Consider the following 12,354-nt stretch of genomic DNA (forward strand, 5'->3'; position numbering starts at 1 on the left):
CCACCCTCCCCGATGATGCTATGCGGGCACTTCAGGGACATGACCCTCACTCCGGCCGAAATCCGGCCCTCGTACGAAAGAGCGGTGGCCCGGAGCGAGTTCGCTCCGGGCCACCGCCACCGTCCGTCCGCCGGGCCCCTGCCGCGGCTTCCGGTCAGCTGCCGCGCCTTCCGGTCAGCCGGCGCTCGCCGGCCGCGTCAGGTCGTAGAAGGTGGCCGAACCCACCGTCACCTTCTTGAAGTTGGCCGTGACCCACGAGGTGATCTGCGAGGAGGTGGAAGTGGTGCCGGAGGATTCGCCGCCCATGCCACCGCCCATGCCGCCGCCCGAGATGAAGTAGTGGATCCTGCCGTCCGTCACGTACTTCTTGAACTGGGCCAGGGTCGGGGACGGGTCGGTGCCGTTGAAGCCGCCGATCGCCATCACCGGCTTGCCGGTGGCCAGTTGGTAGCTGGCGGAGTTCTGGGAACCGATCGCCGCGGCCGCCCAGGTGTAGTCCCCCGCGTTCTTCGACAGCAGCGCCTTGGCCGCGGAGCCGACGGACGCGCCGTTCAGCAGTCCTCCCGCGCCGCCGCCGGGCATCCCGCCCTCGCCCATGCCGCCGGGCATGCCGCCCTGCTGGTTCCGGCCCTGGGTACCGCCGTTGCCCTGCTGGTTCTGGCCGGGGAAGCCGCCGGTGCCGCCCGTCGGAGGGCCGCCCGTGCCACCGCCGGGCATGCCCTGCGAAGCGTTCGGCGTTCCGCCGTTGCCGTTCTGCTGATTCGGGCCGCCACCGGGGAACCCGCCGCGCGTGCCACCGCCGCCGGGGAAGCCGCCCCTGCCGCCCATCATGCTCGCCCCGGCCGGACCGGCCGTCACGATGGAGCCGGTGTGCCCGGTGTCCACCGTGGAGAGCGTGTACGCCGTCGGGCCCGCGAGCGCGGTCACGAGGCCCAGCCCGGCCGCCGCGAGGGCGAGCCGCCTGGCCGGCCCGGCAGCGAAGACCAGACCGAGCGCTCCGGTCAGACCGCCCACGAGGACCAGCCACCTGAGCCACGGCAGATAGTCGGGGGTGCGGTTGAGGAGCACATATCCCCAGGCCGCGGTGGCGGCGAGCGATCCGGCGAGGGTGAGCGATGCCCACACCTTGCCCCGCTCCTCCCACAGCACCGTCGCGCCCATGCCGACCACGGCGGCGATGTAGGGGGCCAGGGCCACCGTGTAGTACTGGTGGAAGATGCCGGCCATGTAGCTGAAGACCAGCGCGGTCGTCAGCAGCGCGCCGCCCCAGGCGAGGAACGAGGCACGGGCCAGGTCGGTCCGCTTCGCCCCGCGGGTGAGGACGAGGCCGGCCACCAGCAGGATGAGGGCCGCCGGGAGCAGCCAGGAGATCTGGCTGCCGATCTCGGAGCTGAACATCCGGTTCCAGCCGGTCTCGCCCCACTGCCCGGTGCCGCCGCCCCCACCGCCGCCGACACTGCCGGTCTCGTCGCCGTTGATACGGCCGAGGCCGTTGTAGCCGAAGGTCAGCTCCAGGAAGGAGTTGTTCTGGGAACCGCCGATGTACGGGCGGGAGGACGCGGGCCACAGTTCGACGATCGCGACCCACCAGCCGCCGGCGACCACCATCGCGGCCGCCGAGAGGCCCAGCTGCGCGAACCGCCTGCGCACCGTCACCGGCGCGCAGACCGCGTACAGGACGGCCAGCGGCGGCAGGATCAGGAAGGCCTGGAGCGTCTTGGTGAGGAACGCGAGGCCGACCGCGGCCCCCGCCCACAGGAGCCACTTCGTGCGGCCGTCCTCCAGGCCGCGGATCACGCAGTAGACCGTGACGGTCATGAGCAGCGCGAGCATCGCGTCCGGGTTGTTGAACCGGAACATCAGCGCGGCGACCGGGGTGAGCGCGAGCACCGCGCCGGCGATCAGACCCGCCGGGGCGCCGAACCGCCGGCGTACCGCCGCGTACAGGACGCCGACCGTGGCCACGCCCATCAGTACCTCGGGGACGAGGATCGCCCAGGAGCTGAGGCCGAAGATCCGTACCGACAGGGCCATCGGCCACAGCGAGGCCGGGGGCTTGTCGACGGTGATGGCGTTGGCCGAGTCGAGCGAGCCGAAGAAGAAGGCCTTCCAGCTCTGGCTGCCGGCCTGCACGGCCGCGGAGTAGAAGGAGTTGGCGTACCCGGAGGCGCTCAGGTCGTACAGGTAGAGCACCGCGGTGACGAGCAGCAGACCGAGGAGGGCGGGGCGCGCCCAGCGCGGGTCCTCGGGCCGCCCTCTCCAGGCCCTGCGCGGGAAGGGCAGGGCGGGCTCACCGGGCCCGGGGGAGACGGCGGGAAGGGCGTGCTCGGGGAGAGGCGTCGAGGCGGTCGGCCCCCAGGCCGGCCCGGAGCCGAGGCTGGTTCCCGTACTCGTGGTCGTGGTCGTCGTGCTCGGGCCGGTGTGCATACCGGTGCCGGTGCTCGTGTCGGGCCGTGTCGTCATCGCGCGTTCCTCGGATCGTGGTCGTGCGGGCGCACCGCCTGCAACTGCATGGTCGAATCCCGCCAGGAGCGGTCCACGGCGTCGTCGGCGCGGTGGGGGGCCACGGGGGCCGTGTCGTACGGGGACGGAGGCGCGGTGGGGCGCTGCGGCAGCGGCGGATACGTGTCCGCGCCCTGCCGTGCCGAGGCCGGGCGGAGCCCCCGGTCCTGCTGCTGGTGGAGCCCCCGGTCCTGTTGCTGGTGGAGCCCCCGGTCCTGTTGCTGGTGGAGCCCCCGGTCCTGTTGCTGGTGGAGCCCCCGGTCCTGTTGCTGGTGCGGGTCCGCCGCCGGGGACGGCGACGGTGTCCCGTCCTGCCGGTCGGGGAAGACCCAGGCGCGGAAGAGCAGGAAGCGCAGCACGGTCGCCGCGAGGTTGGCGGCGATGAGCACCGCCAGTTCGGTGGAGTGCGCGGGATCGCTCGTCGCCGCGTTGAGGGCGGCGAGGGAGCCGCTGGTCAGGGCGAGGCCGATACCGAAGACGACCAGACCCTGGGCCTGGTGTCGGACGGCACCGCCCCGGCCGCGTACGCCGAAGGTGAGCCGCCGGTTGGCCGCCGTGTTGGCGATCGCCGACACGAGCAGCGCGAGCGCGTTGGCGACCTGGGCCCCGGAGAAGGAGCGGAAGCCGCTGTAGAGCAGCAGGTAGAAGAGGGTGGACAGGCCGCCGACGACGCAGAATCCGACGAGCTGGCGGGCCAATCCCTTGGGAACGTCGGTCAGTTCGCGATCGCGCGGGTCGTCCCCGAAGGGCCGGGCGAGCCGGTCGAGCGACAGGGAGCCGGTGGTGAGGGCGCGTCCCACCCGCCACACACCTTTGAGGTCGTCCGTCGCGGTCTTCACGATGTGGACGGTCGAGTCCGGGTCGTCGACCCAGTCGACCGGGACCTCGTGGATGCGCAGCCCGGCCCGTTCGGCCAGCACCAGCATCTCGGTGTCGAAGAACCAGCCGGTGTCCTCGACCAGGGGCAGCAGTTCCTGGGCGACGTCACGGCGGATCGCCTTGAAGCCGCACTGCGCGTCCGAGAAGCGGGCCTGGAGCGAACCGCGCAGGATCAGGTTGTACGTGCGGCTGATGAACTCCCGCTTGGCGCCCCGCACCACCCGTGAGGAGCGGGACAGCCGCGAACCGATCGCAAGGTCCGAGTGACCGGAGATCAGGGGGGCCACCAGCGGCAGCAGCGCGTTCAGGTCGGTGGACAGGTCCACGTCCATGTAGGCGAGGACCGGGGCGTCGGAGGCCGACCACACGGTCCGCAGCGCCCGGCCGCGGCCCTTCTGCTCCAGCTGGAAGGACGTGACCTCCGGGATCCGCTCCGCCAGCCGCGCCGCCACCAGGGGGGTGGTGTCCGTGGACGCGTTGTCCGCCACCGTGATGCGGAACGCGTACGGGAACGTGCGCCTGAGGTGCTCGTGCAGTCTGAGCACACATCGCTGGAGGTCCTTCTCCTCGTTGTAGACGGGGATCACTACGTCCAGGACAGCCGTACCGGCGTCTGTGGCCGGGAGGTGCTCCCGCGCCGGCAGATTGCCGGGAGAAGAGTCGGTTCGCATGCGAACGACTCTCGTCAGGCCCCCTGTCGCACCGATGTGGTGGCGCTGTGCTGTGCCTGTGAGTGCGATGACCACGATGTTTCGGGGTGGATCGCGGGCAGATGCAGCGTGAACACGGTCCTGCCGGGGACGCTGTCCACGGTCACGGCGCCCTGGTGCGCGGCCGCGACGGCCTGCACGATGGCGAGCCCGAGACCGGTCGATCCGGAGGCACGCGAACGGGAGGAGTCGCCTCGCGCGAAGCGTTCGAAGACGCGGGGCAGCAGATCGGGCGGGATGCCCGGGCCGTCGTCCTGGACGTCCACGCACAGCCACGGCCCGTGCCGGTGCACGCGCGCGGTGACGGTCGTCCCCGGCGGGGTGTGCGTACGGGCGTTGGCGAAGAGATTGACCATGACCTGCTGGAGGCGTGCGGCGTCCGCCGACACCAGCGCGGGCTCCTCGGGCAGTTCGAGCCGCCAGTTGTGGCCGCGCCCGGCGGCCCGCGCGTCGCTGACGGCGTCGATCACCAGGGGTACGAGATCGGTCTGCTCGTACTGGAGCGGCCGGCCGGCGTCGAGCCGGGCGAGCAGCAGCAGGTCCTCCACGAGCAGGGTCATCCGGCCGGCCTCGGACTCGATCCGCCCGAGCGCGTGCCGGGTGTCGGGCCCGGTCTCCTCACGGCCGCGTCTGGTCAGCTCGGCGTACCCGCGGATGGAGGCCAGCGGGGTGCGCAGCTCATGACTGGCGTCGGCGACGAACTGCCGTACGCGCATCTCGCTCTGCTGGCGTGCGTGCAGTGCTCCGTGGATGTGGTCGAGCATGCGGTTGAGCGCCGCCCCGACCTGCCCGACCTCGGTGTGCGGATCGGACTCGGACTCCGGAACCCGCTCGTAGAGGGTGACCTCGCCGGTGTGCAGGGGGAGTTCGGAGACCCGGGTGGCGGTCGCGGCGACCTTGCGCAGGGGGCGCAGGGCCAGACCGACGATCACGCTGCCCGCGATGCCGGCGGCGACGAGTCCGGCGCCGGTGATGCTCGCCTCCACGAGGATCAGGGTGTTGACGGTGTTCGTGACCGCCGCGGTGGGCATGGCGACGTAGAAGGTGCCGTGTCCGCCGGTCAGGTACTTGACGCGGTACTCGCCCAGCCCCGGGACGTCGACGCTGTGGGCGTGACCGTCCGTGCTGACGGTGGCGAGCGCGGCCTTCTGCGCGCTGGTGAGGGGGATGCCCTTCATTCCCCTGAACCCGTCGCTGCTGCTGTTCTTCTCCGCGGCGACGACCGCCTCGCCGACCCGGCCGTTGGTGCCGACCTCGGCCGCTATGGTCTTCGTCGGCGTCGGACCCATGGTGACGAAGGACGTGAGTCTGTCCTCGTCGCCGGACAGGCCGCCGGCGGAGTCCGTCGAGCCGCCGCCGTTCGGGTTTCCGGGCGCCTGGCCTCCGTCGCCCGGGCTCGCGCCGCGGATGTTCCCCGGGGGCCCCGAGAGCCGCCGGGCCGCGTCGGTAACCTGGGAGTCCAGTTGCGTGTAGAGGTGCTGGCGCAGGGCGATGGTCGTGACCGTGCCGATCATGGCGCAGACCACGGCGATGAGCGCCACCGCCGAGACGACGAGCCGCGACCGCAGGGTCCGCGGCTGTCGTGCTCGCCTTCTCTGCGTTCGCGGCCGTCGTCGTCCGCTCATGACGTGGCGGGCTTGATCAGGTATCCGGCCCCACGCCGGGTGTGGATCATCGGCTCGCGTCCGGCGTCGATCTTGCGGCGCAGATACGAGATGTAGAGCTCGACCACATTGGCCTGGCCGCCGAAGTCATACGACCACACACGGTCGAGGATCTGCGCCTTGCTCAGCACCCGGCGCGGATTGCGCATCAGGAAGCGCAGCAGCTCGAACTCGGTCGCGGTGAGGTGGATGTTGGCCCCGCCGCGCGACACCTCGTGGCTGTCCTCGTCCAGGGTGAGGTCCCCGACGACGAGCACGGACTCGGACCGCCGGTCGGCCGCGCCGGAACGCCGGATCAGACCGCGCAGCCGGGCCACGACCTCCTCCAGGCTGAACGGCTTGGTGACGTAGTCGTCGCCGCCGGCGGTGAGGCCGGCGATCCGGTCCTCGACCGCGTCCTTCGCCGTCAGGAACAGGACCGGGACGTCGGGCAGCTCCCGGCGGAGCCGACCGAGCACCGCCAGGCCGTCCATGTCGGGCAGCATCATGTCGAGCACCACGGCGTCGGGCCGGAACTCGCGCGCGGTCTGCACCGCGCCCGTGCCGTCACCCGCGCTGCGGATCTGCCATCCCTCGTAGCGAAGGGCCATGGACAGCAGCTCGGTGATCGACAGTTCGTCGTCCACCACAAGCACCCGGACGGGGCTCCCGTCCGGCCTCAGCAGTTCGGTGCGCCCCTGGGGCGAGGTCGTGGTCATAGCGGACACCCTGGTGCGCGCCGCTGAGAACATCCTTTCGTGAACCTGTGATTTCCCTGAGAAACGCACAGGCGCCTCTCAGGGAACTCCTGGGAACCGCCTCTCCCGTCAGCGGAGGCCGAAGAGGCGGGCGCCGTTCCCGAAGCAGACGGCACGCAGCCAGTCGTCGCCCAGCCCGAGCCGTTCCAGCGCGCGCAGCTGATGGACGTACGGGTACGGGATGTTGGGGAAGTCCGTGCCGAGGAGCACCCGGTCCCCGAGGTCGGCGAGACGGGGCAGCAGGCCCGGCGGGAACGGCGCGAGGCGCTCGCTGAAGTCGGTGAACGCCATGGTCGTGTCGAGCCGCACCTCCTCGTACCGCTCGGCGAGGCCGAGGAAGTCCTCGTACTCGGGCATCCCCATGTGCGCGAAGACGAACCGCAGCCGTGGATGGCGGCGCAGGACGGCCGCGGCCGGTCCCGGGCCGGTGTACTTGCCGGGCGAGGGCCCCGAACCGCAGTGGATCACCACGGGGATTCCCGCCTCGGCGATCAACCCCCAGACGGGGTCGAGGAGTTCGTCCGCCGGGTCGTACGCACCCACCTGTACGTGCGCCTTGAAGACACGCGTGCCCGCCTCCACCGCCTCACGCACGTAACCCTCGACTCCCTTCTCGGGGAACAGGGTCGAGGTGTGCAGACAGTCGGGGGTGCGGCGGGCGAAGTCGACGGCCCAGGAGTTGAGCCATTCGGCCATGCCGGCCTTGTGCGGGTAGAGCATCGCGGTGAAGGCGCGCACGCCGAACTCCCGGATCAGCGCCAGCCGTTCTTCCTCGTCCGCGCGGTAGGCGATGGGCCACTCGATGCCTCCGGTGAGCTCGCCGAGTCCGTCGAAGTAGTCCCACACCTTGCGCAGCACCCGTTCGGGCATGAAGTGCGTGTGGACGTCGACGAGTCCGGGCAGCCCGAGCCCCTCCCAGAAGCCCCGTACCTCCCGGGCCTCGTCCCGCGCTTCCCGGCGCTCAGCCGTCGGCACGTTCGAACCCGTGGCTCCGCTCGACCTTGGCGATGTGCAGGGTGTAGCGCTCGTACCAATCGGCCCGGCCGCGCCGCTGTGCCGACCGGTGCTCGGCATGCGCGCTCCACTCCTTGATCGCGTCCTCGTCCCGGAAGTAGCCGACGGTGATGGCCAGTCCGCCCGGCGTCCGCGCGTGGTCCATCCCCAGATAGCCCGGGATCTCCTTCACCAGCTCCTCCATACGCTCGGCGGTCTCCTCGTACCCGCCGTCGCCCTCCTTGCGCACGGAGGTGAACACGGCGGCGTAGTAGGGGGGCTCATGGGCTGCGAAAGGCACGTCGGGGTGATCGCTCATGTCCGCCACTCTCCTTCCGGGCGTCGCCCGTCGTCCAGCACCTTTCCGAACGGGATCCGAAAGGGATCGAAGTCTTGACCATCGCGGCCGGCGGTCCGTCCTTCCCGGCTCCGCCGTCAGAAGAGGCCGTCCTGCACACCCGCGTCGGGCGCGGACGACTCCCGTACCTCCCGTACGGGAAAGGTGATTCCGGAGCCGCCGGCCCCGTCCGTGTCCCCGGCTCCGGTCAGGTCCCAACCCGTCATCAGCCGGGTGTCCAGGACGACGACTCCCCGCCCGGTGAGGAGATGGAGGTCGGGACCCGCGGCGGCGCACAGCTCACCGGCGACCGCGCCCGCGGCGGCCAGCTCGCGCACGACCCCCTGCGCGGGGAGGAGCCCGGCGAGCCCGAACAGGTCCGTGTGATCGACGGGCTCGAAGGGCTCGCGCCGGAGCGTCTCCGGCCAGCCGTCGAGTTCCCCGGCCCGCGCGTGCAGCTCACGGATCTCGGCGACGCGCTCGTCCGCCCCGGGCAGCAGCGCCCGTACCGCCCGCTTGTCGGCGTACGGAATCCGGTCCGGCACCCCGAGCGCGGCCCGCAACAGCTCCTCGGTCCGGCGCGCGGCCATCAACGGCCCCTGCCCCAGCCAGGTGAAGGTGACGGCGCCCTGCTCCATGAGCCGCGCGGAACCCCGCTCGGCCCGCGTGATCCCGGCCTTGACCATGCCGGGCCCGAACCACGCCAGATACACGCGGTACGGACGCGGGTCGTCGGCCAGTGTGTCGGCGGCCACGGAGTGCGCCCTGTCCAGCCGCGCGCACTCCTCACACCGGGCGCCCGTGCCGCGCGGCGACACCCCGGCCCGTACGGGACACGCGTTCCCCCGCGCGCCCACGCAGGTCCGCACACCCCCGTCCACGACACCGAACGCGACCCGCCGCCCCGGAACCAGGGGGCTGGTCCGCCCCCCGCCCCACACGAGCACGGCCCCGTCCCCCGACCACCGCAACCCCGAACACGTCCACACCCGCCGCACACGACGACAGTAGAGGACACCACTGACAGGCACTCCGCCCCGCGAACGCCCGGGATACCGTCCGAGACAGGACCGCTCTCGCGGCGCGCTCCGTGTTCGACCCTGCTAGATCCCGAGCGCTCGTCGGACCGCCGCGAGCCGGGTCCGGGACTCGTCGATCCAGTCGGGCTTGAGGTCGAGAGGCACGCGGACACAGATCTGTGTGTCGGGCGCGTCGTGAACCTCGACCACGTACGGGTCGTCGGCCACGAACGTGAGGTACGCGGCGCGTCCCTCTCCCGGCCAGTTCCCGGCGAACACGTCGTCCTCGTCCTGGTCGACGTCCGCGTCGTCGTCCTCGACCGCGTCCAGGAGGTCGCCCCACTCGCCGATGTCGTCGGCGTCGAAGTCGGTTCGCACCGTGGCGTTCACGAAGTCGCTGCGGACGACGATCTCGGCGTCGTAGTAGCCGGGCCGCGTCGACAACACACGCACGACCACGCTCTGCGTCCCGTCGGACAAGTGAATCAACTCAAGCGGCTCGGCGCTCTCGGTCACGGCTCCCCCTCCGGCTGACCCGGTTGCTCTACTTCAGTGCTGTACTTCGCTGTCGTACGGCACGGAAACGCAAGAGGCCCCGGATCTCTCCGGGGCCTCTCACCTGTGTGCACTCGGCAGGATTCGAACCTGCAACCTTCTGATCCGTAGGCGCGTGCGGCGCTGCCACGGATCACTCAAGCTCGATGACGGAACTGCGCAGACCTACCGGCGAGGTCAGGCCCGGGACTGTCGGGGGTGCGTCGTTGTGCGCCCATGTTGATGTCAAGGATTGATGTCAACGGCCCCCGCCTGGCCGACGCGGCGAGGACCTCGGCTGGCTCGGAACTGCGATGTGCAGAAGCTGAAGGCCGTACATCGCGGCGTGGAACGCGGCTCCGATCTCGCGTGCCCGCTCTTCGGTCTCGATTGGCCACATGGAGATGTAGTCAGCTCCGATGTTGGCCTGCTCCACGGTGCCGTCCAGGACGAGCGCTTCGGCTGCTGATCGCAGGACGGCCATTGCCTGATCCGGTACGTAGGGCTTGCTGTTGGCCATGACGTCAAGCTGCACCTTCCAGCGCTGCCCATGGCGAGCAATGCATACAAAGATCGCGTCGTTGGCCTTGGCTGTTCTGTAGGCAGCACGGTGGTCTCCCGGCTTGGTGCAGTCGGGAATGAGCGCGGCTTGGAGAGGCATTCCAGGCTTCGGCATGACCACATCGTCGCAGGCGCCCGCGCCGTTGATCAGGCGAATGCCACGACTGTCACCGGTGTCCAGGATCCGCACCAAGCCCCCGGCGCGAGCAGTGACGGGGTACTGGTGGGGCGGCCAGCAAGACGATAGGTTCAGCTTGGATTAGATCACGTGTTCGGTTTACTCAACCACGCCGACGCGGGCGTGTGGTTTATTTTTGCGCACCACTTACTGGGATGAGGTATAGTCATGCGACATGAGCGAACAGCAGGATGCGCTTGAGGACCTTGAGTCCAGTGGTGTTCTCGCGACCCTCACATGGGCCAGCGCGTCGGCCTACCGACGCACCATGGAGGACTACGACCCCGACACGGGTCATGACCAGGGCTGGGTCGGATCTACCGCCCACAAGCTCTTCGTTGACCGACTGCATCGAGCCTTCTCCACGGGGAAGCACGGCGTGGACTCACCTGAGTCCGCCTCCGCTGGACTGGACCTCGTGGCCGCCGGACTGGCCCCGGGCGAGCACCGGAAGATGCCGCTCATCACCCCGGGCACAGTCGTCCGGTCCGACCTCAATCAGTCGCCGGGGTGGCGGTACGGGGATTGGCGGATCCTGCTCACATCGTTCGTGTTCGGGGAGAGCAATGGCATCCCGTGGCCCCAGAAGAGCCCCACCAAGCAGCGCGTTGCGGCTCAGGGTCAGCCGGCAGGGTGGCTGGACCCTCATCCCACCCTGTGGGAGGACGAGGCCGAGTCGCTCGCCGCCACGATCCAGGCATTGAGGGAAGCGAACGCGGAGCTCAACGCGACAACGCTCATCGTCGCCCACAGTATTGAACGAGAGCTGAACATCCGAGAACTCTTCTTGGGGCGGTCTCGTTTGAATCGTGGGGGCGGAGATGCCTGGTACTGGAAGCATGATCTACTTGCAGCCGAACCGGGTAATCCCACTTCGGTACCGATTCCCACTTCGCCCGACCCTCGCCCCGGATTGTCCGGCATCCAGGACGCACCCGTTCGCCTTCGCCGCCAGCCGTCGGAAGGGAGCGGAGAGCGTCGCTTGACGTCGGGAGAGAACGACAAGTAATGAAACGAGTGGATGGTCATGGATTCCTCACGCCGCACAGATGTGCAGGTTAGTGACGCCTCTCGCCTCTTCGACGGACGACGGTTGACGCTCGCGCGGCAGCTCATCGGCCTAAGAAAGAACGCACTCGCGACGAAGATCGACAAAAGCCCTACCGCTATCGCAGCGTACGAAAACAACACGAAGCGCCCGGCACCTGCGACGGTTGCTCAGCTATGCCTGACGCTTGGAGTGGATCCAGGTTTCTTCCTCCCGGGCCCTCACCAATCCACAGCTAGCGACTCCGTGCCTCACTTTCGCTCACTGCGTTCGACAACACAGTTGGCGCGAGACCAAGCATTCGCGTACGGAGTGATCTCTGGAGATGTGGGTGCCGCCCTCGAACGGCACGTCGAGTTTCCGGAGCCCAATCTGCCGCAGCTAAGCGTCGACGTGGAAGACGAGTCGAGCACACTTCCCGAGGAGGCGGCTCGTCTTCTTCGCAAGCACTGGGACATCGGCTCAGGGCCGGTTGGCCACCTTGTGCGCCTGGCAGAAAACCATGGAGTCGTCGTGGTGTTCAGCCCCGCGCAAACTGCCGCAGTTGATGCCTACTCCTTTGACGACGGCTATAGGCCGACGGTGGTACTGAATCCAGCAAAGGAGGATTACTACCGCCAGCGCTTCGACGTCGCTCATGAAATTGGGCATCTCGTGATGCACGTGGATGCCGAACCAGGGAGCAAGGTAGTCGAGAACCAGGCCCACCGATTCGCGGCTGAACTCCTACTTCCAGAAGATGAGTTGCGCGACCTTTTGCCTAGCAAGGCCGACTGGAGAATCCTCGCAAAACTCAAAGAGACTTACGGGGTAAGCATTCAAGCTCTCCTGTATCGATCCAGGGCTCTCGGCGTGATGAGTGAGGTGACATATCGCAACGCAGTCACCTATTTGTCATCGAAGGGATGGCGCCGCCGTGAACCAGGAGAGATGCCGGCCGTGGAACAACCGTCGCTATACCCCAAGGCGGTTGAAATCCTGTCGAGCGTAGGGATGGACGAACTTTCATTGGCCAAAGAATCCCGGGTAACTCCAGGGATCTTTCGAACAGTGACAGCAAGGTTCCCCGTACGTGAAGATCTATTTCTTGAACATCAAGAAGTGGATAGCCAAGACGGCGTAATCCCCCTATTTGGAAGCAAAATCGATAAGCCCGGGACCTAAGTCCCGGGCTTGATCAATTCTAATCTGG

General features: G+C 69.0%; 11 protein-coding genes. 2 read left to right on the forward strand and 9 right to left on the reverse strand.

Going from position 1 to position 12,354, the window contains the following annotated elements; all coding sequences use genetic code 11:
• Nucleotides 1-174 precede the first annotated feature (174 nt).
• The 9 genes from ACZ4AA_RS19985 to ACZ4AA_RS20025 all read right to left on the reverse strand — a co-directional run bounded on the left by ACZ4AA_RS19985 (nt 175) and on the right by ACZ4AA_RS20025 (nt 10,126).
• On the reverse strand, nt 175-2,427 hold the full coding sequence (locus ACZ4AA_RS19985; protein WP_467604357.1) for an ArnT family glycosyltransferase: 2,253 nt from the start codon (nt 2,425-2,427) through the stop codon (nt 175-177).
• Nucleotides 2,428-2,459: 32 nt separating this feature from the next.
• Nucleotides 2,460-4,052 carry a bifunctional glycosyltransferase family 2/GtrA family protein gene (locus ACZ4AA_RS19990; protein WP_467603471.1) on the reverse strand — a complete coding sequence of 531 codons (1,593 nt, stop codon included), beginning with the start codon at nt 4,050-4,052 and terminating at the stop codon, nt 2,460-2,462.
• A gap of 14 nt (nt 4,053-4,066) precedes the next feature.
• Nucleotides 4,067-5,716 (reverse strand): sensor histidine kinase, encoded by a 1,650-nt coding sequence (locus tag ACZ4AA_RS19995; protein ID WP_467603474.1) that lies wholly within the window; start codon nt 5,714-5,716, stop codon nt 4,067-4,069.
• Nucleotides 5,713-6,453, reverse strand: coding sequence for a response regulator transcription factor (locus ACZ4AA_RS20000; RefSeq protein ID WP_467603477.1), 741 nt, complete (start codon nt 6,451-6,453; stop codon nt 5,713-5,715). Before ACZ4AA_RS20000 ends, ACZ4AA_RS19995 begins: the two co-directional genes overlap by 4 nt.
• 108 nt (nt 6,454-6,561) lie before the next feature.
• Complete coding sequence (locus tag ACZ4AA_RS20005; protein WP_467603481.1) at nt 6,562-7,467, reverse strand: amidohydrolase family protein; 906 nt, start codon at nt 7,465-7,467, stop codon at nt 6,562-6,564.
• The gene (locus ACZ4AA_RS20010; protein ID WP_467603484.1) at nt 7,454-7,804 is read right to left on the reverse strand and encodes an antibiotic biosynthesis monooxygenase family protein; all 351 of its coding nucleotides are present in this window, start codon (nt 7,802-7,804) and stop codon (nt 7,454-7,456) included. Before ACZ4AA_RS20010 ends, ACZ4AA_RS20005 begins: the two co-directional genes overlap by 14 nt.
• A gap of 116 nt (nt 7,805-7,920) precedes the next feature.
• Nucleotides 7,921-8,820, reverse strand: a complete 900-nt coding sequence (locus ACZ4AA_RS20015; protein WP_467603487.1) for a DUF2797 domain-containing protein — start codon at nt 8,818-8,820, stop codon at nt 7,921-7,923.
• A 105-nt stretch (nt 8,821-8,925) separates the two neighbouring features.
• Nucleotides 8,926-9,357, reverse strand: coding sequence for a DUF5959 family protein (locus tag ACZ4AA_RS20020; protein ID WP_467603490.1), 432 nt, complete (start codon nt 9,355-9,357; stop codon nt 8,926-8,928).
• A 277-nt stretch (nt 9,358-9,634) separates the two neighbouring features.
• Nucleotides 9,635-10,126: a hypothetical protein gene (locus ACZ4AA_RS20025; RefSeq protein WP_467603492.1), complete on the reverse strand. Its 492-nt coding sequence runs from the start codon at nt 10,124-10,126 to the stop codon at nt 9,635-9,637.
• Between the two features lie 163 nt (nt 10,127-10,289).
• Between ACZ4AA_RS20025 and ACZ4AA_RS20030 the strand changes: the two genes are divergently transcribed.
• Both ACZ4AA_RS20030 and ACZ4AA_RS20035 read left to right on the forward strand, forming a co-directional pair.
• Nucleotides 10,290-11,123 carry a hypothetical protein gene (locus tag ACZ4AA_RS20030; protein WP_467603495.1) on the forward strand — a complete coding sequence of 278 codons (834 nt, stop codon included), beginning with the start codon at nt 10,290-10,292 and terminating at the stop codon, nt 11,121-11,123.
• 12 nt (nt 11,124-11,135) lie between these two features.
• Nucleotides 11,136-12,326, forward strand: a complete 1,191-nt coding sequence (locus tag ACZ4AA_RS20035; protein ID WP_467603499.1) for a helix-turn-helix domain-containing protein — start codon at nt 11,136-11,138, stop codon at nt 12,324-12,326.
• The last annotated feature ends 28 nt before the right edge of the window (nt 12,327-12,354 follow it).

The organism is Streptomyces sp. NPDC024698 (assembly GCF_055559015.1).